Annotated in this window: 22 protein-coding genes, 1 tRNA gene and 1 pseudogene; 11 read left to right on the top strand and 13 right to left on the bottom strand. The window is 64.2% G+C overall.

Features of this window, described 5'->3' with window-relative positions; genetic code table 11:
* Nucleotides 1-22 precede the first annotated feature (22 nt).
* A complete protein-coding gene (locus IVB40_RS03110; RefSeq protein WP_247432071.1) occupies nucleotides 23-808 on the top strand; it encodes an enoyl-CoA hydratase/isomerase family protein in 786 nt (261 codons plus the stop codon).
* Here IVB40_RS03110 and IVB40_RS03105 read toward each other — a convergent pair whose 3' ends face one another.
* Nucleotides 809-1,243, bottom strand: coding sequence for a DUF6157 family protein (locus IVB40_RS03105; RefSeq protein ID WP_247818065.1), 435 nt, complete (start codon nucleotides 1,241-1,243; stop codon nucleotides 809-811).
* A 17-nt stretch (nucleotides 1,244-1,260) separates the two neighbouring features.
* Nucleotides 1,261-1,905 carry a glutathione S-transferase family protein gene (locus IVB40_RS03100; protein ID WP_247818064.1) on the bottom strand — a complete coding sequence of 215 codons (645 nt, stop codon included), beginning with the start codon at nucleotides 1,903-1,905 and terminating at the stop codon, nucleotides 1,261-1,263.
* Between the two features lie 83 nt (nucleotides 1,906-1,988).
* Between IVB40_RS03100 and IVB40_RS03095 the strand changes: the two genes are divergently transcribed.
* Nucleotides 1,989-3,008, top strand: a complete 1,020-nt coding sequence (locus IVB40_RS03095) for a YafY family protein (protein WP_247818063.1) — start codon at nucleotides 1,989-1,991, stop codon at nucleotides 3,006-3,008.
* Nucleotides 3,009-3,107: 99 nt separating this feature from the next.
* The gene (locus tag IVB40_RS03090) at nucleotides 3,108-3,341 is read left to right on the top strand and encodes a hypothetical protein (RefSeq protein WP_007599629.1); all 234 of its coding nucleotides are present in this window, start codon (nucleotides 3,108-3,110) and stop codon (nucleotides 3,339-3,341) included.
* 68 nt (nucleotides 3,342-3,409) lie between these two features.
* Here IVB40_RS03090 and IVB40_RS03085 read toward each other — a convergent pair whose 3' ends face one another.
* From IVB40_RS03085 to IVB40_RS03075, 3 genes are all read right to left on the bottom strand, one after another.
* Nucleotides 3,410-4,357 (bottom strand): fatty acid desaturase, encoded by a 948-nt coding sequence (locus IVB40_RS03085; RefSeq protein ID WP_247818062.1) that lies wholly within the window; start codon nucleotides 4,355-4,357, stop codon nucleotides 3,410-3,412.
* 15 nt (nucleotides 4,358-4,372) lie between these two features.
* Nucleotides 4,373-5,389 carry an alpha/beta fold hydrolase gene (locus IVB40_RS03080; RefSeq protein ID WP_247818061.1) on the bottom strand — a complete coding sequence of 339 codons (1,017 nt, stop codon included), beginning with the start codon at nucleotides 5,387-5,389 and terminating at the stop codon, nucleotides 4,373-4,375.
* A gap of 146 nt (nucleotides 5,390-5,535) precedes the next feature.
* The gene (locus tag IVB40_RS03075) at nucleotides 5,536-6,336 is read right to left on the bottom strand and encodes an MBL fold metallo-hydrolase (protein ID WP_247818060.1); all 801 of its coding nucleotides are present in this window, start codon (nucleotides 6,334-6,336) and stop codon (nucleotides 5,536-5,538) included.
* A 191-nt stretch (nucleotides 6,337-6,527) separates the two neighbouring features.
* Between IVB40_RS03075 and IVB40_RS03070 the strand changes: the two genes are divergently transcribed.
* Nucleotides 6,528-7,730 carry an MFS transporter gene (locus IVB40_RS03070; protein ID WP_247818059.1) on the top strand — a complete coding sequence of 401 codons (1,203 nt, stop codon included), beginning with the start codon at nucleotides 6,528-6,530 and terminating at the stop codon, nucleotides 7,728-7,730.
* A gap of 141 nt (nucleotides 7,731-7,871) precedes the next feature.
* Here the strand turns inward: IVB40_RS03070 and IVB40_RS03065 are convergent, their stop codons facing one another.
* Complete coding sequence (locus IVB40_RS03065) at nucleotides 7,872-8,879, bottom strand: NAD(P)-dependent alcohol dehydrogenase (protein WP_247818058.1); 1,008 nt, start codon at nucleotides 8,877-8,879, stop codon at nucleotides 7,872-7,874.
* A gap of 16 nt (nucleotides 8,880-8,895) precedes the next feature.
* Entirely contained in the window at nucleotides 8,896-10,509 is a 1,614-nt protein-coding gene (locus IVB40_RS03060; protein ID WP_247818057.1) for an acyl-CoA synthetase, read from the bottom strand.
* Nucleotides 10,510-10,722: 213 nt separating this feature from the next.
* Between IVB40_RS03060 and IVB40_RS03055 the strand changes: the two genes are divergently transcribed.
* On the top strand, nucleotides 10,723-11,925 hold the full coding sequence (locus tag IVB40_RS03055) for an ABC transporter substrate-binding protein (RefSeq protein WP_247362875.1): 1,203 nt from the start codon (nucleotides 10,723-10,725) through the stop codon (nucleotides 11,923-11,925).
* A gap of 49 nt (nucleotides 11,926-11,974) precedes the next feature.
* Here IVB40_RS03055 and IVB40_RS03050 read toward each other — a convergent pair whose 3' ends face one another.
* The 3 genes from IVB40_RS03050 to IVB40_RS03040 form a co-directional block, all read right to left on the bottom strand.
* Complete coding sequence (locus tag IVB40_RS03050) at nucleotides 11,975-12,463, bottom strand: DUF2059 domain-containing protein (RefSeq protein ID WP_247283386.1); 489 nt, start codon at nucleotides 12,461-12,463, stop codon at nucleotides 11,975-11,977.
* 46 nt (nucleotides 12,464-12,509) lie between these two features.
* Entirely contained in the window at nucleotides 12,510-13,727 is a 1,218-nt protein-coding gene (locus tag IVB40_RS03045) for an OpgC domain-containing protein (RefSeq protein ID WP_247818056.1), read from the bottom strand.
* 313 nt (nucleotides 13,728-14,040) lie between these two features.
* Nucleotides 14,041-17,094 carry an adenylate/guanylate cyclase domain-containing protein gene (locus IVB40_RS03040; RefSeq protein ID WP_247819648.1) on the bottom strand — a complete coding sequence of 1,018 codons (3,054 nt, stop codon included), beginning with the start codon at nucleotides 17,092-17,094 and terminating at the stop codon, nucleotides 14,041-14,043.
* Between the two features lie 291 nt (nucleotides 17,095-17,385).
* On the opposite strand from IVB40_RS03040, the gene IVB40_RS03035 reads away from it, so the two are divergent.
* Nucleotides 17,386-17,877 carry a hypothetical protein gene (locus IVB40_RS03035; protein ID WP_027570125.1) on the top strand — a complete coding sequence of 164 codons (492 nt, stop codon included), beginning with the start codon at nucleotides 17,386-17,388 and terminating at the stop codon, nucleotides 17,875-17,877.
* 143 nt (nucleotides 17,878-18,020) lie between these two features.
* Here the strand turns inward: IVB40_RS03035 and IVB40_RS03030 are convergent.
* Nucleotides 18,021-18,920: pseudogene (locus tag IVB40_RS03030) on the bottom strand (alpha/beta hydrolase).
* Between the two features lie 283 nt (nucleotides 18,921-19,203).
* Nucleotides 19,204-19,280: transfer RNA gene (locus IVB40_RS03025), tRNA-Met, on the bottom strand.
* 313 nt (nucleotides 19,281-19,593) lie between these two features.
* On the opposite strand from IVB40_RS03025, the gene IVB40_RS03020 reads away from it, so the two are divergent.
* Both IVB40_RS03020 and IVB40_RS03015 read left to right on the top strand, forming a co-directional pair.
* Complete coding sequence (locus tag IVB40_RS03020; protein WP_247818055.1) at nucleotides 19,594-21,051, top strand: coniferyl aldehyde dehydrogenase; 1,458 nt, start codon at nucleotides 19,594-19,596, stop codon at nucleotides 21,049-21,051.
* 96 nt (nucleotides 21,052-21,147) lie between these two features.
* Nucleotides 21,148-22,740 carry a choline dehydrogenase gene (locus IVB40_RS03015; RefSeq protein ID WP_247818054.1) on the top strand — a complete coding sequence of 531 codons (1,593 nt, stop codon included), beginning with the start codon at nucleotides 21,148-21,150 and terminating at the stop codon, nucleotides 22,738-22,740.
* Nucleotides 22,741-22,803: 63 nt separating this feature from the next.
* On the opposite strand, the gene IVB40_RS03010 is transcribed toward IVB40_RS03015, so the two are convergent.
* On the bottom strand, nucleotides 22,804-23,565 hold the full coding sequence (locus IVB40_RS03010) for an SDR family oxidoreductase (RefSeq protein WP_247818053.1): 762 nt from the start codon (nucleotides 23,563-23,565) through the stop codon (nucleotides 22,804-22,806).
* Between the two features lie 163 nt (nucleotides 23,566-23,728).
* Here IVB40_RS03010 and IVB40_RS03005 point away from each other — a divergent pair, with 163 nt between their 5' ends.
* From IVB40_RS03005 to IVB40_RS02995, 3 genes are all read left to right on the top strand, one after another.
* Nucleotides 23,729-24,241: a CvpA family protein gene (locus tag IVB40_RS03005; protein WP_247818052.1), complete on the top strand. Its 513-nt coding sequence runs from the start codon at nucleotides 23,729-23,731 to the stop codon at nucleotides 24,239-24,241.
* A 126-nt stretch (nucleotides 24,242-24,367) separates the two neighbouring features.
* Nucleotides 24,368-25,150, top strand: a complete 783-nt coding sequence (locus IVB40_RS03000) for an SDR family oxidoreductase (RefSeq protein WP_027570121.1) — start codon at nucleotides 24,368-24,370, stop codon at nucleotides 25,148-25,150.
* Nucleotides 25,147-26,136 (top strand): NADPH:quinone reductase, encoded by a 990-nt coding sequence (locus IVB40_RS02995; RefSeq protein WP_247818051.1) that lies wholly within the window; start codon nucleotides 25,147-25,149, stop codon nucleotides 26,134-26,136. Before IVB40_RS03000 ends, IVB40_RS02995 begins: the two co-directional genes overlap by 4 nt.
* The last annotated feature ends 8 nt before the right edge of the window (nucleotides 26,137-26,144 follow it).

Below are 26,144 nucleotides of genomic sequence, written 5' to 3'. Positions count from 1 at the left end.
AAGCAAATAAATGGAGACAAGAATGTCGGACATCACCGACGCAGCCACCGGCCCGGTGCTCGAACTCGTTGGCGCACGCGCCACCATCCGCCTCAACCGACCCAAACATCTCAACCGGCTCCAGGCCGAGGATCTCGGCGAGCTGGTCAAACTGTTCGATCGGGTCGAGGCCGATCCTGCTATCCGCGTGCTGGTGTTGACCGGCACCGGGCGCGCCTTCTCCGCGGGCTATGATCTCAACTCGGTTGCCGAGCGCGCGGTCAGTGCGAACGAGCAGCAGAGCGCGGGCTCCGCCTTTGAGGTAGTCGTCAACCGGCTGGAGGATCTCGGGGTCCCCACGATCTGCCGGCTCAACGGCGGCGTCTATGGCGGCGCGACCGACCTCGCGCTCGCCTGCGACTTCCGCATCGGCGTGGATACCGCCGAGATGTTCATGCCCGCGGCACGCCTCGGGCTGCATTACTACAGCAGCGGCATCAAGCGTTACGTGACACGGCTCGGCGTCGACAATGCAAAAAAGCTGTTCCTGACCGCGCAAAAGATCAGCGCGCCGGAGATGCTGCGGATCGGCTATCTCACCGATATGGTGGCGGTCGAGTTTCTGGACGAGGAGGTCGACAGGCTCGCCAACATCCTCGCCGGCAACGCGCCGCAGGCGATGCGCGGCATGAAGCGCGCGATCAACGAATTCGCCCGCGGCGAACTCGACGAGCAAGGCGCCGACCAGCGCCACCGTGACAGCATGCGCGGCGACGAGATCAAGGAAGGCATCAAGGCCTTCGCGGAGAAGCGGCCGCCAATTTTCTGATCACGCCCGCTTCGACCGCATCGCCCGCACCTGCGTGAGCTTCGGATCGCGGGCAAGCGCCTGGTAGCGTTTGCTCTCGATGGGATAGAGCGCGACCCGGCCCTTGCTATCGGCATGAACGCCCCAGCCGAAGCGCTTGCCCAGGCTCGACGCCCTCATGCACGCCTGCCCTCGGGAGAAGAACGCTTCACGGGCCGCCTGCTTCTCCGTTTCCGTTGCCTTCACGGCGAGTTCGCGTCCTGGCGCGGACGTCGCGAAGATCACGTCGTCGGACGTGTATTTGTAAGGCGCCTTCGCGATCATCCCGTATTGCAGGCACGCCACCGTCGGCTTTCCCGCGCGCAGCGGCGGCTCTTCGCCTGTGCGCGCAGGACAATCTTCAGCAACCTGGATGAAGGTGTTGAAGCAGTTGGTCGTGTGCATCGGCTTCGTCATCTTCAACCTTGGATCACTCAGCCCTGAAGCGCCGCGGCATGCTGCGTAGCCATCTCGGCGTCGGCCGCGTTGATGCGCTGGAACGCCGGCCGCGAGGTCATGCGTTCGGCATAGCGGACGAACACGTCCTTTTTCGGCACAATGCCGAACATCATCGTCCAGCTGAACGCGACGCCCCACAGCACATCCGCGGCCGTCATGCGCTCGCCGAGCAGATACGGTCCCTTCGACAGCTGCGCCTCGAGCGCGCCGAGCATGGCGTCGTAGTCGGCATAAGGCGATTGCGTGATCGGTGCCGGCTCGCGCTGCATGAACTTGTCGATCAGAGCCGGCTCGAACGAGGCGCCGTAATAGGCGATCCAGCGCAGATAGGGGCCGCGCAGCGGATCGTTCAGCGCGGGCGTCAGCCCTGCCTGCGGAAACAAATCGGCGAGATAGACGGTAATCGCGACCTGCTCGGTCACAAGCTGCCCGCTGTGGTGAATCGCCGGCACCTTGCCGAGCGGGTTGACGGCGAGATAGGCCGGCTGGCGCTGCTCGGCGGCCTTCATGTTGAGGACATGAAGATCATAGGGCGCCCCCAGTTCCTCAAGCAGCACCCGCGTGCCGGTGGCGCGGCTTTGCGGCGAATAATATAGCGTGATGCGGTTCGGATCGGTCATGGCGGTCTCCATCTGGCCGGCTGGCAAATGGCATTGTAGCGGACCATACCTGACATCCTGTGTCAGGTATGGTTTAAGGGACCATGCGCGCGAGCCGGATGCTGTCGATCCTCACCACCCTCCAGGCCAGGGGGCAGGTCACCGCGCCTGAGCTCGCGGAGGCCTGCGAAGTCTCGGTGCGCACGATCTACCGCGACATCGACGCGCTCGCGGCATCCGGCGTCCCCGTCTATGCCGACCGCGGCGCGGAGGGCGGCTACCGCCTGCTCGATGGCTATCGCGTGCGGCTGAACGGTCTGTCACAAAGCGAGGCGGAAGCGCTGTTCCTGGCGGGATTGCCGGGCCCGGCGGCAGCTTTCGGGCTGGATGCGGCGATGATCGCCGCGCAGAACAAGCTGATGGCCGCACTGCCCGCCAATTTGCGCGAAGACGCCGGACGGATGCAGGAGCGTTTTCACCTCGACGCGCCGGGCTGGTTCGGCGAGGCGGAAGAACCCAAGCATCTGCGCACCATCGCTGCCGCGACCCTGCGCGGGACACTGATCAAGATCCGCTACCAGAGCTGGCGCGCCGAGAAGCAGCGTCGCGTCGCGCCGCTCGGTCTCGTGCTGAAAGGTGGCAGCTGGTATCTGGCAGGTCGGGTCGACGGCAGCGTGCGGACCTATCGCGTCGCGCGCGTGCTCGACTGCACGGCGCTCGAAGATCGCTGTGAGCGGCCCGCCGGTTTCGATCTCGCCAACTATTGGCGGGACGCAACGCTGCGTCTCGAGGCCGAGATGCATCCCAATGTCGCGATCGTTCGGCTGTCGCCCTTCGGCGTGAAACTGCTCGACGCGCTGACCCAGCCTTACGTCAGGGCGCGCACGCAGCTCGAAGAGACCGCGGATGCAGACGGCTGGCGCATTGCCAGAGTGCCGACCGGCAAGACGTCATGGCATGCCGCCGCCGAATTGTTGCGGCTCGGGCCCGAGGCCGAAGTACTGGAGCCGGCCGATCTGCGTGAGAAGATGGCCGAGCTGACAGAAGCGATGGCCGTGCGCTATCGCGCGGCGCAAAAAGCAGGACGGCGGCGCAACGCACCGCGACCGACGAAACACTCCTGAAACACGATTCTCCCCTGCCTGCATGAACGCATCCGCGTTTCGGCTCGACCGAGATGCAGGGACACAACAACGGCCCCTGCGCCACACTGGAGAATGAAGATGTTTCGTAAGCTTGCACTTGGTCTGATCGCCGCCGGCTCGCTCGGCGTTGCCGCTCTCGCCCCCACCGCCGCGTCGGCCCACGGCTTCCACCATCACTGGGGTCCCAGCTGGGGCTTTGGCGGGGTCTACGTCAACAGCGGCGTCAACAATTGCTATCAGGAGCGCGTCGTCCAGACCCGCCACGGCCTGCGCGTCCGCGTCGTGAACGTCTGCGCGTACGGGATCTACTGATATCCCGCATTCACGACAAAGCCCCGATCGCACCGCGATCGGGGCCTTTGCACGTCAATTTTTTTCTACTAGCCGGCCTGTCGATGTCGGCGAAACCAGGCCCAGGTCTCGCGCGTCGTTCTGATGTAGCCGCGGCCGCGGTGGACGATCTCGCCGTCGACGATCCCGTTCAGCTTCGGCAGCGCGTGGAACGGGATCGTGGGATAAGCGTGGTGCTCGACATGGTAAGGCATATTCCACGCAACCCATTTGACGATTGCGCCGGTGTAGGTGGTGCGGGTGTTCTGGAATGCGCTGCGGGTGCGCTCGCAGCCGGTGTGCTCGGCGTAGAGATAGGGCCGCAGGAAGAACTGCCCAATGTTCAGCGGCACGATCCAGACCCAGAGCAGCAGCGCCGACGAGAACCACAGCGAGAGCACGAGCAGCAGCGCATAAAGTGCGACGTAAGCGCGCGCCTCGGTGACGATGATGGTGCGTCTGTTCTCGGGGATCCAGGGCACGACGACCTTGCCGGTGACGGCATGGTCGAGCATCAACCGCAAGCGCCCGGCGACCTGAAGCAGGCCGCTATAGGCGATCGCGAGTTGAGTGTCCGATGTGGGCTTCACGCCGACGATCAGTTCGGGGTCCTTGTCAGGATCCTGGGTGTAGCGATGATGGTCCCAGTGAAACAGGCAATAATATTCGTAGGGCAATCCGATGATGAAGCCTGAGAGATAGCCGACCACGAGGTTGAGACCGCGGCTTTTGAACGCGGTCTTGTGTGCGGTCTCGTGCACAGCCATGAACAGGAAGGCGACGAGATAGCCTTGCACCGCCATCAGCGGCAGCGCCCAGAGCACGCCATGGCGTGAGGCGACCATCCAGATCAGCCCGCCGACCAGCAGGATCACGCCGTAATGGCCGAGGCTCTGCACGGCACCCCTGAGGTTGGACCGCACCGACAGTTCACGCAGCATCGCCGGCGCCAGCGGCTTCAGCCGATGGCCGGACTCTGAAACGGTTGCGTCGATCATGATCGGATGCCTGCCCTACTTGCCGAGGAGCTCTGCGATCTCGGCCTTGATGAAGGCCCGATCGCGCGCATTGTTGACGGGGTTGCCGGCGCGATGGCCGTGCAGCGACGGGATCGGATGCAGCACCGCAGAGCGCGCATTGACCAGCCGGCCGAGTTCGTCCTCGTTGTCGCGGACGTCGAAATAGCGGTCGGTCCTACCGGGCATCAGCAACATGTGCGCGTTGATCGCACCGAGCGCGCGATCGAAATCGCCATCGAAGGTCGTGCAGCGGCTGACATCGCCGTTCTGCCAGATGCCGATCTGCGCCAGGAGATCGTTAGCATCGCGCCGGGCAAACGCCGCGTCCCAGGTGCGGACGAGATAGTCGTCCAGCGAGGTGAAGCCTGCTTCGCGCCAGATCTCGTCGCGATAGAAACCGTGCGACATCGCCCAACCCGCGTAGACGCGCCCCATGGCGCGATAGCCCGCGACAGGCTTCGCGACGAAGCGGCCGTCGCGGAAGGCGGGATCGGCGGTCAGCGCGGCCTTCACGCTTTCCAGGAAGACGTAATTATAGGGCGCGCAGCGGGCACTGCCGCAGACGACGGCCGCCCGCTCGACCATATCGGGATGCAGCGCCGCCCAGTGATAGGCCTGCATGCCGCCCATCGACCAGCCATAGACCAGGGCAAGCTTCGAGATGCCGAACCGCTCGGTGAGCAGCCGGTGCTGGACCGCGATGGCATCGTGATAGGTCAGGATCGGGAACGGCGCGGCGGTATTCGACGGCGAGGACGACAGCCCGTTACCGAACAGATTCGGAATCACGATGAAGTAGCGTGTTGCGTCGAGCACCCCGTCGGGGCCAATCAGCCACTCGGTGTCGGCGTGCTGCGCGCTGAACGAGGTCGGATAGAGAACCACGTTGTCCTTGTCCGGACTGAGCGTGCCGTAGGTCTTGTAGGCGAGCTTGAGCGAAGGGACGACGGCCCCGGACCGGAGCGCGACGTCGCCGGCCTCGAAAATCTCGTAGTCGCGCCCTGCCGTCATCGACCTAACTCCCGCTCACGCGGCAAGCGCCGCGGAAACAGCGATGCATCGATCATGCCGTCCCGCAGACGCATCGTCGCGCTTAATAACTGTACTTATAGTCCATTTATTATGGACCAGCAAGATAAATCCGGTCGCGCGCCAGCTCAGGCGATGGCGGCCAGATAGCGCGCGACAGAGGCCGCGAATGCGGCCTTGGCGCCTGCGGCGATGTTGCGGTCCCACCAGGCGCCGTAGATGCGATCGAAGGCCAGCGGCTCGACGGCAGCCGCAATCCGTCGCACCGCGGCGGCATCGAGTGGCATGTAGTTCGGATAGGAGTACATGAAGCTGACGAAGCGGCGATCCATCGTGACCTGCGCGATATCGCCGGTGAGTAGCGCGCCCTTGCCGTCCGCACCGCTCGCGTGATGCAGCATGGTGGCGCCGGCGAAATGACCGCCGGTGCGCAGGAGCAGCACATCCTCGGAGATGCGATGGCTGTCGCCGGTCCAGTGCACGATCGAAGCATGCGGACGCGTCACCCATTGGCGATCATCGGCGTGCAAATAGACCGGCACCCCGCCAAACGCCTCGCTCCAATCGGCGAGCGCGCCATAGTAATGCGGATGCGAGATCGCGATCGCCTTCAGGCCGCCGAGTGACCGCACATGCGCGATCGCCTCCGGCGTCGCCAGCGGGACGCAGTCCCACATCAGCCAGCCGTCCGCGAGCGGCGCCAGCAGCGCGCGCTGGCCGATGGCAAAGCTTGGCTCGAGCGCGAGGCCGGTCAGGCCGAGATCGTCGCGCCAGACCATGCGGTGACGTTCCGAGAGCGCCTCGCGCGTGAGGAAAGTCTGGCCCTTCCACCCGACGTATTGCCGTTCGTCCTCGCAAATTTCACAGGACGTTGGCGGATTTTCGCCCGGAAATTGCGCGCCGCAGGTTTCGCAGGTCCAGAGGGGCATGCCGTACTCCCGACAGAGACGATCCAACGTCAATAAGGAATTGCTGGCGGTGACCGCAAGCCCCACCGACCGGGCGAAACCTGGAACCAACCCGATCAGCGCTCGTTAAACTCTCGTCCGCGCCAGAACGATTGGCTGAAAGGATCATGTCCCACCCGCCGCATCCCGGCTGAGACCACGTTTTGGTATCGATGACATCGCGGTCCCCCTCCTCGTCTCGTATCTGGCCCCTGTTCGCTCTCAACTTCTTCATGGCCGACATGCAGTCGGGCATCGGCCCTTTCGTCGGCGTCTTCCTCCAGGAGCGCGGCTGGGCGAGCGGATTGATCGGCACCGCGATGACGATCGGCAATGTCGCGGGCATGCTGATCACGACGCCGATCGGCGGCTTCATCGACGCGAGCCGCAACAAGCGCATGTGGGTCGTCATTCCCGGCATCTGCGTGGTGCTCGCGTCCGCGATCATCCTGATCTCGCAGAATTTCTGGGCGGTGACATTCTCGCAGGTCGCACAATCGCTGGCGAGCGCCGCGATCGTGCCGGCGGTCACCGGCATCACGCTCGGCATCGCCAAGCAGAAGGGCTTTAACGCGCTCAACGGCCGCAACCAGGCATTCAACCACGCCGGCAACATGGTCGGCGCCGCGCTGTCGGGCTATCTCGGTTACAGGTTCGGCTATGTCTCCGTGTTCGTGCTGGCGGCAATCTTCGGCGCCATCGCGATCGCTTGCGTGATGATGATCCCGGCCAAGGCGATCGACGATCGCGCCGCGCGCGGCAGCAAGGAGGACGATCCGGACAGCGCGCCGGACGCGCTCACGATGCTGCTCAAGCACCGCGCGCTGCTCGTGCTGGCAATGGCGCTCGCGCTGTTTCATCTCGGCAATGCCGCCATCGTGCCGCTCTACGGCCTGGCGGCGGTCGCCGAAGGCCAGGCCAACGGCCCGAGCTTCGTCGCGACCACCGTCGTGATCGCACAAGGCGTCATGGTCATCACGTCGCTGATCGCCATGAGGGCGGCGAGCAAGCGCAACTACTGGCCTATCATCCTCGTCTCCTTCATGTTCCTGCCCATCCGCGGCGTGCTCGCCTTCTTCGTCACGGGATGGTGGGGCGTCGTGCCGATGCAGGTGCTCGACGGCATCGGCACCGGGCTCCAGACGGTTGCCGTCCCAGGCATGGTCGCGCGCTCCCTCAACGGCACCGGCCGCATCAATCTCGGCCAGGGTGCCGTCATCACCGTGCAGGGCATCGGCGCGAGCCTCAGCCCCGCGCTGGGCGGCTGGATCGCGCAATGGATCGGCTACGGCCCGACCTTCCTGCTGCTCGGCGGTTTTGGCCTCGCGTCCATGGCGCTGTGGTTCGCGTTCGGCGCGGCTGTAAAGAAGTATTGAGGCCAGCCTTCTCAGCCGTCATTGCGAGGAGCGAAGCGACGAAGCAATCCAGGCTGTCCTGCGGAAAGATTCTGGATTGCTTCGCTGCGCTCGCAATGACGATGTAGGACGAGTTGCGCGGCAACTCTCGCCGAACTTCGCTCAACCAAACTCCACCACGATCTTGCCGAAGTGGCCGCCCTGCTGCATCAACCGCAACGCATCAGGCACGGCGTCGAAGGCGAACACGCGGTCGATCACCGGTTTGATCCCATTTCGCCCGATCGCGGCGGTCATACCCTCGAACATACGGCGGCTGCCGACAGAGAGGCCGATGACGTGCAAATTCTTGGAGAACAGGCTTGGAATCGCGATCTGCTGCGAGAAGCCGGAGAGCACGCCAATCACCAGAATGGTACCGCCGATCCGCGCCGCCTCGAGTGACTGCGAGAACGTATCCTTGCCGCCGACCTCGACGACGTGGTCGACGCCGCCGCCGGTCCACTCTGCCGCGGCCTTGCCCCACTCAGGAACCGAGCGATAGTTGATCGTGTGATCGGCGCCGAGCGCACGAGCGCGTTCGAGCTTCTCGTCACTCGATGACGTTACGATCACGCTCCCGCCTGCAAGTTTGGCAAATTGCAATGCGAAGATCGACACGCCGCCGGTACCCTGCACCAGAACGGTGTCGCCGGGCTTCACCTTGGCTTCCTCGAACAGTGCGCGCCAGGCGGTTAGCCCGGCGCAAGGCAGCGTCGCCGCTTCCTGGAAAGAGAGATGCGACGGAATGCGGCTGACATCCTCCGCGTCCAGCAACATGACTTCCTGCAACACACCCGGACGCGTGCCACCGAGCGCGTAGCGCCGGCTCGCGGCTGAAACCGCTCCGTCGATCCACGATTGGAAGAACATCGGGCAGACGCGGTCCCCGACTGCTACGCGGGAAACGCCGTCGCTGGCGGCGATCACCTCGCCGGCGCCATCGGAGAACGGGATCAGCGGCAATCTGGTGACGCCACCCTTGCCCTGCACCGTGAGCAGATCGCGATGATTCAGCGATGCCGCCCGCATGCGCACCGCGACCTGCCCCGGACCGGGCTTGGGCTCGGGTAGATCGGCGAGCTCCATTCCCTCGATCGACCAGTCCCGCGCGATTTGCCAGACTTTCATGGTCGGGCGCTCCGCGTCAGGTCCCAAAATTCTTCTGGATCGCCTTGTCGAGCGTTTCGCCGCCGACGAAGCGCTGGCGGAGCTCGCGCTTGAGCAGCTTGCCGCTCGGGTTCTTGGGCAGGGCATCGACGAAGATGACGCGCTTGGGCACCTTGAAATGCGCCATCTGGCCGGCGCAATACTTGATGACGGATTCCTCGTCGAGCTTCTCGCCGCTCTTGACCACGACAATCGCAGTCACTGCCTCGATCCAGCGCGGATCGGGCAGGCCTACCACCGCGACCTCGGACACTGCGGGGATGCGGTAGACCATCTCCTCGACCTCGCGGCTCGCGACGTTCTCGCCACCGGTCTTAATCATGTCCTTGACTCGATCGACCACGGTGATGTGGCCCTCGTCATCGACGGTGGCGAGATCGCCGGAGTGAAACCAGCCGCCGGAGAACGCCGCCGCCGTCTTGACCGGATCGTTGTAATAGCCGGAGAGCAGATGCGGCGAGCGGTGCACGATCTCGCCGACCTCGCCGACCTTCACATCCTCCATTGAAGTATTGACCACGCGGGTCTCGACATTGAGCACGGGCTTGCCGGCAGAGCCGGCCTTGCGCAGCTGGTCCGCAGGACCCAGCACGGTTGCGAGGGGCGCGATCTCAGTCTGGCCGTAGAAGTTCCAGAACTTCACGCTGGGCAGGCGGCGCTGGAGTTCGAGTAGCACCTCCACCGGCATGATCGAGGCGCCGTAATAACCCTTCTGCAAGGTCGACAAATCCGTCTTGTCGAAATTGGGCGAGCGCAGCATCGCGATCCAGATCGTCGGCGGCGCGAAGAACGACGTGATCCTGTGCGTCTGGATCAATGACAGAATGTTGTCGGCGGTCGGCTTGCCCGTGATTACGCCGGAGGCGCCGAGATAGATTTGCGGTCCCAGGAACACGTCGAGCTGCGCGCAATGATAGAGCGGAAGCGCGTGCAGGAATTTGTCGTCCACGGTCATGCCGCCGTCGATGATGCAGCTGACATACTGCCACATCACCGCTTCATGGGTCAGCATCGCGCCCTTGGGCAGCGACTCCGTGCCGCTGGTGTAGACGATCTGTGCGAGATCGCGGCTGTCGACCGACGCCTCGAGGTACGAGCCGTCTGGGCTGAGGAGATCGTCGAAGCTGGTGAGGCCCGCGGGCGCCGTGGCAGGATCCTCACCCGGCAGCCAGATCATCTTCTCGACCGCGCAATCCCTGGCGCAGGCCGCGCGCGCGGACTCGACGAAATCAGGGCCGGCCGCGAGCAGCTTTGCGCCGGAACTCTTCAGGATGAAATTGATCTCGTCCGGATTGAGCATGAAGTTGATCGGCACCAGCACCGCGCCGATCCGGGCCAATGCGAACCGGAGCGCCGCAAAGGCGTGCGAATTGCGCGAGAGCACGGCGAGGCGGTCACCCTTTTTCACGCCGAGGCCAAGCAGGCCGCGGCCGAGCCGATTGCAGATCGCGTCCATCTCGGCAAAGGTCCAGCTCACGTGGCCGCAGCTCACCGCGAGCTTGCCCGGATCGCGACCCGCTGCGCGGCGCAGGAGGTCGCCGATGGAATGCTCGCGGGCCTTCGAGATGGTGGCTGCGATATCGCCGGTCATTTCCGTTCCCCTGGATTTTTTCTCTTCGTGAGGGCCGCCTGAGCACAGGTCAGGCCACCGCATTCACCCGCTTCTTGTTCTCTGCAAAAGCGTAGTCGGGGCAACCGGCCGCGTCAAATCAGCCAGCGAGCACGGCGCCGTTACGCAAGAGTTGACGCTTCAGGGGGGGCAAATCTAGCCTCGTGCACCAACGATAGAGTTTGGGGAAATGCCATGTGCCGAATTATGCGTGCCGCCCTAGCGGCCGGATTGACTGCGTTTCTGATCAGCCCGTCTCTCGCCCAGCAGGCGCCGCTCAAGATCGGCGTGCTCTCCGACTTCTCCTCGGTCTATTCCGACATCGGAGGCCAGGGGAATGTCGAGGCCACCAAAATGGCGATCGAGGATTTCGGCGGGCAGATGTTCGGCAAGCCTATCGACATGGTCAGCGCCGATGTGCTGAACAAGCCCGATGTCGCCTCGACCATCGCGCGAAAGTGGTGGGAGACCGAAGGCGTCGATATGATCATCGACCTGCCGACATCCGCCACCGCGCTCGCGGTGATGGAGCTGTCGAAGCAGTACGAGAAGATCATGATCGTGACGGATGCGGCGAGCTCCGACATTACCGGAAAGTCCTGCTCGCCCTACACCGCGCACTGGACCTACGACACTTATTCCAACGCGCACACGGTTGGCAGCGCCATCGTCAAGAACGGCGGCGACAGCTGGTTTTTCCTCACCGCGGATTATGTGTTCGGCCATTCGATCGAACGCGACACCGGCGACGTCGTGAGGGCCGCGGGCGGCAAGGTGCTCGGCAGCGTCAAGCATCCGCTAAACACCGCGGATTTCTCCTCCTTCCTGCTCCAGGCCCAGGCCTCCAAGGCCAAGATCATCGGGCTTGCGAACGGCGGCGGCGACACCATCAACGCAATCAAGCAGGCCGGTGAGTTCGGCATCGTCGCCGGCGGCCAGAACCTGGCTGCGATCGTGATGTTCATCTCCGACGTGCACAGCTTAGGGCTGAAGCTCGCGCAGGGACTGATCATCACCGAGGCCTATTACTGGGACCTCAACGACAAGACCCGCGCTTTCGGCAAGCGTTTCATGGAGCGCGTCAAGCGCATGCCGACGATGAACCAGGCGGCGACCTACAGCGCGACGCTGCACTACCTGAAGGCGGTGCAGGCCGCCGGCACAAGGGACACCAAAACCGTCATGGCCAAGATGCGCGAGTTGCCGGTGAAGGATGCCTTCACCGACAACGGCAGCTTACGCGAAGACGGCCGCATGGTGCACAGCATGTACCTGTTCCAGGTGAAGAAGCCCGAGGAGTCCAAGGGCCCGTGGGACTACTACAAGCTGCTCGCCGAAGTCGCTGCCGACCAGGCCTTCCGGCCCCTGAAGGACGGCGGCTGCCCTCTTGTGAAGTGAGCCAGCAGGACGGACAAGGTATAGGGTCGCGAGCCCTGTCGGTATAAGCTCAGAGCTTGTGCCCCTTCTGGCGCAGCGCTTCGATGAGGCGCTGCTTCAATTCGTCGGCCGTCTTCTGGCCGACGTCCTGGCCGATCTGCGCGCTTGCCTGCGCCAGCGCATCCGACTTCTCCAGAAGCTTCTTCCCGGCCGGCTGGACATAGAAAGCCTCGATCTGACGCAGCTCGTCGATGCTGAAGCTCTGGGCATAGAGGGCTGAGACCTGATCGACCATCGAGTTGAGGGCCGGGGTGTAGATCTCGGAACCGGGTGCCGTCACCGCGTCATAGTCGCGCTCGATCTCCGGCCTGTCCTGCGCGACCACGGGCCTCAGCTTGAGCAGGAGCTGCGGCAACAGCGCGCGATACTGGTCCGCGATCTTCAAGGTGACCACGAGCTTGCGCGCCGCGCTCATCGCCTCCGGCGACGGTGCTTGCGCCGACGCACCACAAATCAGGAGCAGGAGGGCGCCGGCGATCATCAACACAAGTCTGGACATGAACTTCTCCGTTGGATCTCTCCGCCAAAATACAGGCCGGCGAACCTCAATGACCCGCGGGCGCCACGGCAGACCTGTCCGCGGGCGCGCTTTCCAGGACGGTGTCGGCCTCCTCGATCTCCGTCACCTTCACGAACAGGTTCGGCACCCGTCCGGCCCGGTCGAGCAGCCAGGCGGCTGCGATCATGATGACGATGCCGACGACGGAGACCGCGAGCTGCTCCCAGACCCCCTTGGTGTATTGCGTCAGGATCCAGTGCGCCGAGAACGACAGGAAGACGCCGAGGCAGAAGATCGGCAGCGAGTGCTGGCCACAGAGGATCACAGGGCGCAGCCAGGCCCCGTGCAGGGTCCGCCATTTGCGCGAGATGAGGTGAGTCACCCAGATCGCCAGCGCCAGGAAATGCGTGAAGCGCAGCATGTCGAGATCGGTCTTGTCGATCGGGTAGATCGCCTTGATCATCCATTTCGGGATCAGGGCTTCGAGCACGGGGACGTGCCAGGTCATCACGATCAGCAGCGCGAAGGCGAGCCAAGTCGCGGCCAGCGCCATCGCCGCCTTCGACCACACCCATCTCGCGACCTTGTCGATCTGGCCGATGCCGCACCAGGCCGCGAACACGAACATCAGCTGCCAGCAGAACGGGTTGAAGTACCAGTGCGTGCCGGGCGGATAGGAGGCGACGTTCCAGTCGAACCAGCGCGCCAGCACGTAGAGCACCACGGATGCGGCGAGCGTCAGGTTCGGCCGCCGCACCAGGCACCACACGATGAAAGGCGAGGCGAACACCAGCGTGATGTAGAGCGGCAGCACGTCGAGATTGACCGGCTTGTACTTCAGGAGGATCGCCTGCCCGATCAGCTCGTCCGGATGCGACAGGAAATTGAACACGTTGAACTCGTGCTCGTACATCGGATTGTCGAAGCGGCGCGCAGTGCGGGCGATCTGCGCCGTGAACAGCAGGAACAGCATGATGTGGGCGACATACATCTCGATCGCGCGCCGCCACAGCCGCTTCAGCGCGGCGGCAAACCAGCCGCCCGCGATGATCGGGCCGTAGATCCAGCCGACCAGATAACCGGAAATGAAGACGAAGAATTCGGCGGCGTCGCTGAAGCCGTAATTGCGCAAGGTCAGCCAGGCCACGACGTCGTGCGGGATGTGGTCGAGGAAGATCATCCACAGACCGATGCCGCGGAAGAGATCGAGCCGCAGGTCGCGCTCGACCGGCGCGAGCAGCGCTGACTGGTCCCGTGTGATCATGGCCCCGCCTCGTTCGGTGGGCGTCGCGCCGTCGCGGCGCCGGAAAATCGAATGCTAAAAAATTGAAATCAAAAGTCGCCTGGCCGTGTGGCCAGGGCCGACGGTAGCCGACCTTGCTGCGCGTGCAAGGGCATAGTCATCGGAGCGGGCCGCACCAGCGTGCCGTCCTCTGCGCCGCGCCATGAAGGGCCCTTCAAGATAAAAGGGCGAAAACAACCCCATGCACAGTGGCTAACCCATTGCGACGCCTGCTGAATTTATTTGACGCGTCGGGCAGATTTCGGCCGCGATGGCAGCCGGGCCGCCGCTGCCGTCAGCTGAGCTCGTCACCCGTCGCCTGCATCTCGTTGAGCATCGCCTCGGCCTTGTGCTGCAGCGGCAGCGCGCCGCTCTCGGCGGCGATCGCGATGGTCGCGCGCAGGGCGCCAAGGATCGCCGCCTTGGCCTCCGGACCCGACGGCGGCGTCACCATCGCCTCGCCGAACAGAGCCTCCGCCTCCAGGCCGGAGAACCCCTGTTGCCGCGCGGTGTTGCGCGCCTCGCGCAGCATGTTCTGCGCGGCCTGGACGTCGCCGAGGCGATGGGTGGCGAGCGCCAGGTAGATCGAGCTGCGCAGCACCGCCGAGGTATAGCCGACCGCCTTGGCCTCCTCGCGCGCCTCCGTCAGCATGCCGCGCGCCCGGTCGAACAGCCCCTGCTCCAGATAGGCCATGCCGAGATGGCAGGCGAGCACCGGCACGAACAGCCGGATGCCGTGCTTCTGCGCCAGGACAAAACCGTCTTCGAGGATGGCCGCGGCCGCCGCCGGCTCGTTGCGGCCGAGCATCAGCCAGCCGCCGCTGTAGGCAGCGGCGACACGGTCGTAGGGCCGGCCCGTCTCCTCCGCGATCGCGGCGGCCTGTTGCTGGAGCTGCTCGGCGGCATCGAGCTCGCCCACGACGGTGTGGGTAATGCTGCTCATCATGCAGCAGAGCAACAATGCGTATTTCGGTGTCGAGCCGAAAGGCGCGCTGGGCTCCGGCCCCATCAGCTGAGCGCAGCTCCGGGCGAAGAATCGATCAGCTTCACGGTAGCGCCCGGCAAGAAAATACACCTGTCCGAGCCCGTAGTGCGCGGCATTGAGCCATCCAGGATTACCCCACTCCTCCGCGAGGTGCGCGACTTGCTCACCGAGGGTGATCGCTTCGATGGGCGTGCCGTAGAAGTTTTGTGCAGCCGCCATGACCGTCATGGCCGCCACCTTCCGTCCGATGTCGTTGATCGCATCGGCGCGACGCTCAGCCTCCTTGCCGAGGTTGAGCCATTCGGCAATCTGGCCAGACGCAATGAATGCCGCACGCGCCTCGATACGAACATCCACGGCGCTCGCCTCCCTCGAGGGATTCGCCGGCATCATGTCCAAAGACCTCATGGCTACCTCGAAATAGTCAGCCGCATCGGCAAATGCCGACCGCGCCAGACATCTTCTCGCCGAAGCCCTGCCATAGCTGAACGACTTGTCCCAATCCTTCGCCCGCGTGGCGTGGTAGCAGAGCTTGTCGGGATCGTCGGCACTGCCTTCGCTGTCCTCCAGGGCCGAAAGAACGCGCGCATGGATGTCTTCGCGTACCTTTTCGACCATCGAGTCATAGGTGACCTGCCGGACCATCTCATGCCGGAATTCCAGGGAATTCTCCAATGCGCTATCGATCCTGACAAGCAACTCAGCGCGATCGAGCGCCGCGAGGCACCCCTGGAGAACGTCACGAGACAGGGCTGCGATCTTTTCAAGCAAGGCTTCGTTCGATCTCGGCCCCAAAGTGGCGGCGATCTGCAGAATGGACCGTTCTTGCTTCGATACCCGATCGAGGCGCGCTGCAATCACGCCCTGGATGCTGCTGGGAATGCCGAGTTCGTCGATCGGACGCACGAGCGCAAGATCGCCCCATTGGCCACGCAGCGTGCCGCTATCCTTCAACCCGCGGCAGACCTCCTCGATGAACAGGGGAACGTTGGCAGTATGAGAAATGATCCGGCTCTTCAAATCGGCGTTGGTCTCCGAGGAGCCAAGCATGTCTGCCAGCATGGCCAACCCCGAATCGTCGTCGAGGGGCCGCATCGCGACGATCTCGGCGTGACAGCGCGCGATCCAGGCCGGCATGCCATTCGGCCGGGAGGTGAACAGCACGAGAAGACCGGGCGCCTGTAGCGACGCAACGGCGGCTACGACGATATCGCTCGCACGGTCAATCCAGTGCAGATCCTCGAGCAAGACTACCGTTGGCTGGCGATGGGCCAGGCTTCCAACGAGGGCACAGCTTGCGTCTGCGATCGCTTGTCCCCGTGCGTGAGGCTCCAGCTCGTCCCAGTACGGATTCGATATCGGTAGGTCGAGCACTGCGTCGAGGGCGCACTGTTGTATCGCCGGCAGATCGTCCCGAGGATCGCTTGGACTGCCGGGGTGTCTTGCTGTCCCCTCCAGGATCGAGAGCAAGAGCCGCTTGAGCGTGCTGAAGGGCGCGCCTTGGAGGTTCGGGCTACATTCCGCATCGATCAACCGCCAGCCGTCCGCTCTCAGCTGCTGGGCAAACTCGTGCGCGAGCCGCGATTTTCCGATACCCGCATCGCCCAGCAGCAGGACGCTCTGCCGGGTTGTCCTGGCGTTTCCGGAGGTGCGCTCCAGCAGAGCCCGCTCAATCGTGCGATCGACGAAGCGAGAAACGCTACGCGCCCGCCGTACCCGCCAGCTCGACAGGTCGCTCGCGCCCACGATCCGGTAGACCGGCACGGGCTGATTGAAGCCGCGCAGGGACTTGTCGCCCAAAGATTCGAACCGGACATGTCCCTCGGCGAGCTTTTGACAGGCCTCCGAGACGTAGATCTGATTCGCCTCTGCCGCCGCCTCCAACCGCGCGGCCAGATGCTGGGCGGCGCCCCCGATCTCGTAAACCTTGGAGAACTCGCTGGCGACCATGTAGGCCACGACATGGCCAGAGTGGAGACCGACCCGCACCTGAAGTCCGGGGTCACCCAGGCTTGCGACGCGGCGGACGAGCTCGATCGCGGCGTGGCAGGCCATCGGGGCATGATTGTCATCCGCGATCGGGGCGCCGAACACCGCGGCAAGCCCATCGCCCAGCTCCTTGCTGACGATGCCGCCGAACTGCCGAACCGCGCCTCTCATGGACGCCAGGGCCGGCTCCAGGCGCGAGACCGCCTCCTCCGGATCCAGTTCGGCAACAAGCCCGGTGGAATCAATCACATCGGCCCGTAAAATCGTGACGAACCGTCGTTCGCTGTCGGGATCGGAACGTTGCACGCCTGCACCGCAATTGGGACACCGGCTGTCGCCAGGGTCGATCGTCGACTGACATGCCGCGCAATGCATTCCCGTGCTTTCAAGGCCTTGCAGCGGCATCGTCGGTCGGCCTCTGCGAACGAAGCAATAAGATCGCTTATGGAAACCTGGTTAGCAACGGGGCATGCGGCTCATCTTGGGCAAACATCCTCGAGCCGGTTGCTGATCTGGACGATTCACAGTCCCAGGTGGTAGCTTGCCGAAAGCTGCGCGAAAAACAGGCTGCGTATGACGAGCCGCCAGGCTCGTGTTGTGGTCGTCAAGCTTCGCGGAGCTGCACATTTCCCGGGGAAGCCAAGTACTCATTGAGGGGCAAAATACATGGGCATGAGAGTATATACGGGTAAGCCATTTAAGGACCTGATGAATGGTAACTACTACCCATTGGAGAACATGAAGAAGAGCGTAAAGAAGCTCAAGGCCTCGGAAAATATCCACCTCCCGACATTGGAATACGGCCAATATCACCTAGTTTTGACGCCGAAGAGCAAGTGGCCGCAGGGAAGCGCGAAGCACTGGCAGAAGGAGAAGGGCCGCGCTCGCGTCGATCTCACGTTCCAACCGAATACCACACCGCTGTCGAAGGACGAGCCGGACGTGATTCCCCTGACGCGATGCGCGTTGCTCGATGCCTGTGTCCGGAAGTGCTTCAACTCGGAGCCTCCGATTCCCATGAAGACCAACATCATCACGCATGCGCCGGCCGATCGCGACGCTGACCGGCATGAGATTCGGCTGGAGTGGGAGTACGAGGCAGACAGCAAGACGCCCACGCTGCTCAATCTGACGATGGTTTGTCCGCACAGACCCTGAGCTTCGGATAGTACGCACGAACGCATTACGCCTGCGCATTAGCGCGGGCTTAATGTTTGCTTCCGATCGCCGCCCGCCCCAAGGGGCAGCCCTCGCGCTCGCCAAGAGCTGTCGAAGGAAGCCGCACGGCCAAGCCGCTGGTCCTATCCGCCGCTTCCGAAAAACCGGTTCAGCTCGTACCCAGTCTGCTGCGGAAGCTCCTCCGGGAAGAAGTGCCCGCCATCAAGCGGCTTTCCGTCCAAATCATCGGCCCAGCTCCGCCAGAGCCCCAACGGGCCGCCCTCGCTCGCATACCACGCGTTCAGAGGGCCGCGACCGCTCCAGAGCACGAGCACAGGGCAGTCAATTCGGCGGCCGGAACGACGGTCCGCCAGATCGTGCGCGTGATCGAGTGTCGCGGCCGCACGATATTCCTCGCAGATCGCATGAACATGCGCCTCATCGCTCAACGCGTCGATATAGGCTGCCCGCACGGCCGGACTGAAGCTGCCAGCTGAAGACCCCCAGCCATGCAGCGCATTGTCGATGATGGCATCGGGGGCTGCCGACAACAGCCGCTCGGGAAGAGGTTCAGGCTGCGCAAGCAACGATCACGGCCAATAGCCGACCGTCAGGTTCTTGTCGGCGCGCTCCCAGGCATCGGCGATCGGAACGATGTCCAGGACGGCAAGCCGCTGCACGCGTTCGCGGTGATCAAGCGCGAGCCGATAGGCGACACGGCCACCGCGATCATGGCCCGCGACCGAAAAACGGTCGAAGCCGAGTTTCGTCATGACGGACACCATGTCCTTTGCCATCGCTCGTTTTGCATATGGCGTATGGTCCGGACTGGAGGGAGGACAATCGCTTTGGCCATATCCGCGAAGATCGGCGCAGACCACCGTGAAGTTCTGCGCGAGCACCGGCGCAACGTCGCGCCACATCAGATGCGTCTGCGGAAATCCGTGCAACAGGAGAACGGCCGGCCCCGAACCGGCGCGACGGATGAAGATACGTGTCTCATCCGCCCGAACATCGGCGGCCTCGAAATCTTCGAGCTGCATTGGCCCTCTCCTTCCGAACGACGGCAAGCCAACAAGTGAGCACCGGACGCGCCGGTGACTCGTGTTGACGCCCGGCGGCATCCTGGGTTCCTTCCCCGGACGGCATGCTCTGGACGGATCGCGCTTACGTTCGGGACCTCCACCAATGGCGACGAGACGCGCTTTGGCCCGAACGAACCACGGCTGAGCCAAAGCAGGACATGCATGATCGAGGACGCCCCAAAACAAAAATGGCCCGCGTTATGCGGGCCATTTTCGGATCGGGACCGGTAAGGTCCGAACTTGGTTGCGGGGATAGGATTTGAACCTATGACCTTCAGGTTATGAGCCTGACGAGCTACCGGGCTGCTCCACCCCGCGTTAACCGTTGCTTTGCCTTCGTGAAAGTGCCGGGGACGGTGAATGAAGGGCCGGCGCTGTTCGCGTGGCTTGCTTCGTCCGTCCCGAAGGCTTCCTTGGAAGGCAACCCCGGGCAAAGCCCGTTGGGTGCGGGCGGTATGTACCAACCCGGGGTGCCTTTGGAAAGGGCTGCGGGGACGTTTTTTTCGACTTTATGACAGCGCGGTGGACGAATTTGCGGCCTGTTTGGCCCGCCCTTGCCAGAAGTTCCACAAGGGGCCAGCTTGCGGCCACAAAACCAGGCGGAAACGCCACTTCAAGGGGGGAGAATGCCATGGACCACGCCTTGGATCGCCCCTTGGACCGCCCCCCGCCGAGCGCCCCGCTTCGGGCCGTTGAGGAAACCTTCCGTGCCATGATCGCGCGGTCGCGGGCCGAGCCGGCGCCCGGCCTTGCCGAGCGGCTCGACCGGCTGGCGCGGCTGCGCACTGTCGTCGCCGACAACGAGGAGCGCTTCCGGCAGGCGATCTCGGCCGATTTCGGCCAACGCTGCACGGTCGAGACCACCATCGCCGAGACCATGATGGTGTTCTCCGAGATCCGTCATGCCACGAAACACCTCAAGAGCTGGATGGCGCCGCAGCGCGTTTCGACGGCGCTGCAATTCCTGCCCGCGCGCAACCGGCTGATGCCGCAGCCGCTCGGCGTCGTCGGCATCATCGCGCCGTGGAATTACCCGCTGCAGCTGACGCTCGCGCCCGCCATCGGCGCACTCGCCGCCGGCAACCGCGTCATCATCAAGCCGAGCGAGCTCGTGCCGCATTTCTCAGCGCTGCTGAAGGAGACGGTCGCCGCGCGGTTCGACGCTGCGGAGTTGCTCGTCACCGGCATTGAGGACGAAATCGCGAAGGCCTTCGCATCGCTGCCGTTCGATCATCTGGTGTTCACCGGCTCGACCCGGGTCGGGCGGCTGGTGGCGGAGGCCGCGGGGCGCAATCTGACGCCGGTCACGCTCGAGCTCGGCGGCAAGTCGCCTGTTATCATCGACGCCTCGGCCGACCTCGAAGAGGCCGCCGAACGCATCGCCTACGGCAAGCTGCTCAATGCCGGGCAGACCTGCATCGCGCCGGACTATGTGCTGGTGCCCGAGCGCGCGTTGCAGGCTTTCGCCGAAAAAGTGCGCGCGCAGATGCGGCGCATGTTCGGCACCGACCCCTCCAACAAGGACTACACCTCCGTGATCTCCGACCGGCATTATGCGCGGCTGGAAAATCTCGTCGCTGATGCGGCAAGCCGCGGCGCAAAGATCCTGCAGCCGGCGAAGGCGGACGATCCGAACTGGAAGGCGCACCGCAAATTCCCGCCGACGCTGATCGCGGGCGCGACCGCAGACATGGCGGTGATGCAGGAGGAGATTTTCGGTCCTGTGCTTCCCGTGCTCAGCTATCGCGAGCCGGCCGACGCCATCGCCTTCGTCAACGCCCGCGACCGGCCGCTGGCGCTGTACTGGTTCGGCAAGGACCACGTTGCGCGCGACGAGGTGCTGGCGCGGACCGTCTCCGGGGGCGTCACCATCAATGACTGCCTCTTTCATTTCGCGCAAATCAACCAGCCGATGGGCGGCGTCGGCGCGTCCGGCACCGGCGCCTATCACGGCGAATGGGGCTTTCGCACGTTCAGCAAGCTGAAGCCGGTGTTCTATCGTTCGAAATTCAACCGCCTCGCCGACCTCTATCCGCCCTACGGCGGCAAGATCGCGCGGCTGGAGAAGATGATGCGGTTCATGTCGTAGGGGTAGTCGTTCCGGGGCGCGAAGCGAACCCGGAACCTCGAGATTCCGGGCTCCCGCTACGCGCGCCCCGGAATGACGATAAAGGGGGAAACATCAGTGACTGACATATTCGATTTCGTCGTCGTGGGCGCGGGCTCCGGCGGCTGCGCGGTGGCGGGGCGGCTGTCGGAGGATGCGGGGACATCCGTGGCGCTGCTCGATGCCGGCGGACGGAACGACAATTGGCGGATCACCACACCGTTCGGACTCGCCTTGCCATACAAGGTCGCCAACTGGGGCTTCGATACCGTGCCGCAGAAGGGATTGAACGGCCGTATCGGCTATCAACCGCGCGGCAAGGGGCTCGGCGGGTCCTCGGCAATCAATGCCATGGTCTACATCCGCGGCAACAAATGGGACTACGACCACTGGGCTTCGCTCGGCAATGCCGGCTGGTCGTACGCGGACGTGCTGCCCTATTTCAAGCGCTCGGAGAACAACGCCGATTTCGACGGCGCGTATCATGGCAAGGGCGGCCCGCTGCATGTCAACAGGCTGCGCTCGGACAATCCGATCCACGAAATCTTCCATCAGGCCGCCCGCGAGGCGCAGTTCCGCATCCGCGAGGACTTCAATGCGGAGGACCACGAAGGGCTCGGCAGCTACCAGGTGACGCAGCATAATGGCGAGCGCTGGAGCGCGGCGCGAGCCTATGTGAATCCGCACATGGGCAAGCGCGCCAATCTGCGTGTCGAGACGCAGGCGCATGCCACGCGCATCCTGTTCGAAGGTGGGCGCGCGGTCGGCATCGAATATGTCCAGGGCAAGCAGACAAAGCAGCTGCGCGCCCGCCGCGAGGTGATCCTCGCCGCCGGCGCCTTCCAGTCGCCGCAATTGCTGATGCTGTCGGGCATCGGCGACGGCGAGGCGCTTGCCGCGCACGGTATCGGCGTCGTGCATCACCTGCCGGGCGTCGGACGCAATCTGCAGGATCATCCGGATTTCGTGTTCGTCTACGCCTCCGACTACCCGCACTTCGTCCACTCATCGCTCGGCCGGCTGCCATCCCTCCTCCGCGCCATCCAGCGATATCGCCGGGACCGGCGCGGACTGATGACCACCAATTTCGCCGAGTGTGGCGGCTTCCTGAAAACCCGAACCGATCTCGATGTGGCCGACATCCAGCTGCACTTCATCATCGCGATGCTCGACGACCACGGCCGCAAGAAGCACAAGGAGGCGGGCTTCTCGTGCCACGTCTGCCTGTTGCGACCGAAGAGCCGTGGCAGCGTCTGGCTGAAAAGCGCCGATCCGCTGGCGGCGCCGATGATCGATCCGAATTTCTTGGGCGAGGCTGAGGATCTCGAGACGATGGTCGCGGGCTTCAAGACCACGCGACGGCTGATGGAGACGCCCGCGATGCGCGCTTTGCAGAAGAAGGACATGTTCACATCCGATGTGAGAACGGACGACGACATCCGCGCCATCCTGCGCGCGCGTGTCGACACCGTCTATCACCCCGTCGGCACCTGCAAGATGGGCACCGACGCCATGGCCGTGGTCGATCCGGCGCTGAAGGTGCACGGCGTCGAAGGCCTGCGCGTCGTCGATGCCTCGATCATGCCGACATTGATCGGCGGCAACACCAATGCGCCGACCATCATGATCGGGGAGAAGGCGGCGGATATGATCAGGGCGGAGATGCGGTAACTCTACCTCGTCGTCCCGGCCTAGTGCGCAATTGCGCACTAGGCCGGGACGACAGCGGTGCGCTCAATTCAACAAGAACCCGCCGTCCACCGTCACCACGCTGCCCGTCATGTACCGCGAGGCCTTGGAGGCCAGCAGCAGGATCGCGCCGTCGAGATCGGACTCGGCGCCGATGCGGCGCTGTGGGATGCGTTTGGTCAGGCGCTCGCCCGGCGGCGTCGACCAGAACGCGTGGTTCATCTCGGTGTCGATGTAGCCGGGCGCCAGCGCGTTGACGCGGATATTCTGCCCCGCAAGCTCCAGCGCCATCGCCTTGGTCGCCTGGATGATGCCGGCCTTGGAGATCGCGTAAGGCGACAGCGCCTTCAGCACGCCGGTGCCGAGCACGGAGGCGATGTTGACGATGTTGCCTGCCTGCTTGCGCGCGATCATGCGGCGCGCGATCTCGGTCGCGAGAAAATAGGCGCCCTTGAGATTGGCGCCGATCACCGCGTCCCAATCGGCCTCGGTCTGCTCGGTCGCGAGCTTTTCGATGGCGATGCCGGCATTGTTGATCAGCACCGTGACCGGGCCGAGCGCGGCTTCCGTGGCATCGACGGCCCTGGCGATCGATGCGGTGTCGGTGACGTCGAGTGCGACGGCGGCGGCACGGCCGCCTTTGCCGCGGATCTCGTCTTCCAGGCTTTTCAGCTTGTCGGTCTGCCGCGCCGCGAGCGCGACGGCCGCGCCATGTGCCCCCAACACCCGGGCAAATTGCCGCCCCAAGCCCTGGCTCGCACCTGTGACGAGGATGGTTTCCTGACTGACGTCGAATAGGTCTGACATGACGCTTTCCTTGACGCTTTCCTTGACGCTTTCCTTGACGCTTTCCTTGACGCTTTCCTTGGGGCGATCCCTGAACTTTTGGCCATCAATACAGACGATTTTAACGATCTGAAACCGGAATGATCGGTTCTGCGTTCACTCGTTCCATGGCAGGCTCCCGCGCATGAACACTTTCGATCTCGCCGTCTATGCGGCGTTCGCCATCGCGATCGGTTTCGGTTTCAGGACCGGCCTGCTCGGTAGCGCCATGACGATCCTGGCCTATCTCCTCGCCGCCCCCATCGCCGTCGCGCTGATGCCGCTGATCGTCCCGCAGGTCGCGGGCAATCCGAACGCGCCGCTGCTGCAGAACTGGATCTGGTTCTTCGGCATCTTCGTGGTGGTCGGCATGCTGTTTGGATATCTCGGCCGGCTGGCGCTGAGCGACACGATACGGCAGGCCGGCATCGGCGACCGGCTTGGCGGCGCAGCGCTCGGCGCCATCAGGGTCGGCCTCGTCGCCACGACGCTGGTGCTGGTGTTCGACCAGATCGTGCCGGCCAACCGCCAGCCGCCGTTTCTCGCCGGCTCGCACCTGCGGCCGCTGTTCTCGACGGCCGGCCGGATGGGCTTCAAGTCGCTGCCGCCGGAGGCAGCCTCCGCGATCGACCGCCTCAAGCAGGAGCGGCGCATCTGATGAGGCGCATTTGCATCGCCGGGCAAGCGCGCATGCATTTTGATGCGAGCCAATCCCTTATCAGCGGCGCCAAGGTTGGCTAGAATAGCGGCTCTAAAACCTGCATGACATTACGGGAGTGAAACAGTGGATCTTGGGATCAAAGGTCGCCGCGCCATCGTCTGCGCATCCAGCAAAGGCCTCGGACGCGCCTGCGCCATCTCGCTGGCCGAGGCCGGCGTTCACGTCACGCTGACCGCGCGCGGCGCCGAGGCCCTGAAGAAGACGGCCGACGACATCCGCAAGGCCTATCCTGATGTGACCGTCACCGAGATTGTCGGCGACATCACGACGCCGGCGGGCCGCGAGGCGGTGTTGAAGGCCTGCCCCGAGCCGGATATCCTGATCAACAATGCCGGCGGACCGCCGCCCGGCGATTTCCGCAACTGGACCCGCGACGACTGGATCAAGGCGATCGACGCCAACATGCTCACCCCGATCGAGCTGATCAAATCCACCGTGGACGGCATGATGGCGCGCAAGTTCGGCCGTATCGTCAACATCACCTCGGCCGCGGTGAAGGCGCCGATCGACATCCTCGGTCTCTCCAACGGCGCGCGCGCCGGCCTCACCGGCTTCATCGCCGGCCTGTCGCGCAAGACCGTGATCAACAACGTCACCATCAACGGCCTGCTGCCGGGCCCGTTCGAGACCGATCGGCTGCGCAGCACCGCGAAGGGGGAATCCGAGAAGCGCGGCATCACGCCGGACCAGGTTCTGGCCGAGCGCGCCAAGCTCAATCCCGCGGGCCGCTTCGGCGATCCCGACGAGTTCGGCTACGCATGCGCCTTCCTGTGCGGCAGCAGAGCCGGCTTCATCACCGGTCAGAACCTTCTGCTCGATGGCGGCGCCTTCCCGGGAACCCTGTGAGGGCGGTCTGGTACAAAGAGACAGGACCGGCGGCGGACGTCCTCACCTATGGTGAGATGACGACGCCGGTGGCAGGCCCAGGCGAAGTTCGTGTTCGCCTGGAAGCCTCCGGCGTCAATCCGGCCGATGTCGGCCGGCGCGGGGGCAGCTATCGCGCGAAGGAATTTTCGCGCGTCATTCCAAACAGCGATGGCGCGGGGTTTATCGACCAGACCGGCGATGGCGCGACGCGGTTCAAGATCGGCGACAGGGTCTGGCTGTTCAACGGCCAGCGCAACGGCCGCGCCTTTGGCACCGCGGCCGAACATATCGCGCTTGCCGAGCATCTGGTGACGCCGCTGCCGGACAACCTCTCTTTTGCGGAAGGCGCGACGCTGGGCATTCCCGCTATGACGGCGTGGTGCTCGCTATTTGCGGACGGACCGATCGTCGGCAAGACCGTGCTGGTCACCGGCGGCGCGGGTGCAGTCGGGCATTACGCCGTGCAACTCGCGAAATGGGGCGGCGCGCAGGTGATCGCGACCGTCAGCTCGGCGATGAAAGGCGAGCAGGCGCGACAGGCTGGTGCCGATCTCGTGGTCAATTACAGGGACGAAGACGTCGTTGCCAAGGCGATGGCCTTCACCGGCGGACGCGGGGTCGACCAATTGGTCGATGTCGATTTCGGCGGCAACATCGCGACGACCCTGAAGTTGATGGCAATGAATTCGACAATCGCGGTCTACGCCACCAACGGCAACCGCACGCCGACCATGCCGATGCGCGAGCTGATGGAGAAGTGCATCACGCTCCGCTCGCTCGTCTTGTTCGCGCTGCCGCCGGCGCTGCTGGCGGCGGCGCAGGCCGACATCTCGAAATGGCTGGCAGCGGGGCCGCGAATCCACAATGTCGCGGCGCAGTTTGCGCTGTCGGAGACGGCGCAAGCCCATGTCGCCGTCGAGAAAGGCGACAAGCTCGGCACCGTGGTCGTTGACTGCGCGCGCTGATATCGGCC

Source organism: Bradyrhizobium sp. 40, assembly GCF_023100925.1.
Classification (GTDB): domain Bacteria; phylum Pseudomonadota; class Alphaproteobacteria; order Rhizobiales; family Xanthobacteraceae; genus Bradyrhizobium.
This window is presented reverse-complemented; position numbering and strand designations above follow the sequence as displayed.

Coding starts and splice junctions, on each gene's coding strand:
- IVB40_RS03005 (WP_247818052.1), top strand. CDS start 23,729: ATGAACACTTTCGATCTCGCCGTCTATGCGGCGTTCGCCATCGCGATC.
- IVB40_RS03010 (WP_247818053.1), bottom strand. CDS start 23,565: ATGTCAGACCTATTCGACGTCAGTCAGGAAACCATCCTCGTCACAGGT.
- IVB40_RS03045 (WP_247818056.1), bottom strand. CDS start 13,727: ATGATCACACGGGACCAGTCAGCGCTGCTCGCGCCGGTCGAGCGCGAC.
- IVB40_RS03035 (WP_027570125.1), top strand. CDS start 17,386: ATGGGCATGAGAGTATATACGGGTAAGCCATTTAAGGACCTGATGAAT.
- IVB40_RS03085 (WP_247818062.1), bottom strand. CDS start 4,357: ATGATCGACGCAACCGTTTCAGAGTCCGGCCATCGGCTGAAGCCGCTG.
- IVB40_RS03020 (WP_247818055.1), top strand. CDS start 19,594: ATGGACCACGCCTTGGATCGCCCCTTGGACCGCCCCCCGCCGAGCGCC.
- IVB40_RS03065 (WP_247818058.1), bottom strand. CDS start 8,879: ATGAAAGTCTGGCAAATCGCGCGGGACTGGTCGATCGAGGGAATGGAG.
- IVB40_RS03105 (WP_247818065.1), bottom strand. CDS start 1,243: ATGACGAAGCCGATGCACACGACCAACTGCTTCAACACCTTCATCCAG.
- IVB40_RS03040 (WP_247819648.1), bottom strand. CDS start 17,094: ATGCATTGCGCGGCATGTCAGTCGACGATCGACCCTGGCGACAGCCGG.
- IVB40_RS03060 (WP_247818057.1), bottom strand. CDS start 10,509: ATGACCGGCGATATCGCAGCCACCATCTCGAAGGCCCGCGAGCATTCC.
- IVB40_RS03055 (WP_247362875.1), top strand. CDS start 10,723: ATGTGCCGAATTATGCGTGCCGCCCTAGCGGCCGGATTGACTGCGTTT.
- IVB40_RS03095 (WP_247818063.1), top strand. CDS start 1,989: ATGCGCGCGAGCCGGATGCTGTCGATCCTCACCACCCTCCAGGCCAGG.
- IVB40_RS03110 (WP_247432071.1), top strand. CDS start 23: ATGTCGGACATCACCGACGCAGCCACCGGCCCGGTGCTCGAACTCGTT.
- IVB40_RS03070 (WP_247818059.1), top strand. CDS start 6,528: ATGACATCGCGGTCCCCCTCCTCGTCTCGTATCTGGCCCCTGTTCGCT.
- IVB40_RS03080 (WP_247818061.1), bottom strand. CDS start 5,389: ATGACGGCAGGGCGCGACTACGAGATTTTCGAGGCCGGCGACGTCGCG.
- IVB40_RS03050 (WP_247283386.1), bottom strand. CDS start 12,463: ATGTCCAGACTTGTGTTGATGATCGCCGGCGCCCTCCTGCTCCTGATT.
- IVB40_RS03090 (WP_007599629.1), top strand. CDS start 3,108: ATGTTTCGTAAGCTTGCACTTGGTCTGATCGCCGCCGGCTCGCTCGGC.
- IVB40_RS03075 (WP_247818060.1), bottom strand. CDS start 6,336: ATGCCCCTCTGGACCTGCGAAACCTGCGGCGCGCAATTTCCGGGCGAA.
- IVB40_RS03100 (WP_247818064.1), bottom strand. CDS start 1,905: ATGACCGATCCGAACCGCATCACGCTATATTATTCGCCGCAAAGCCGC.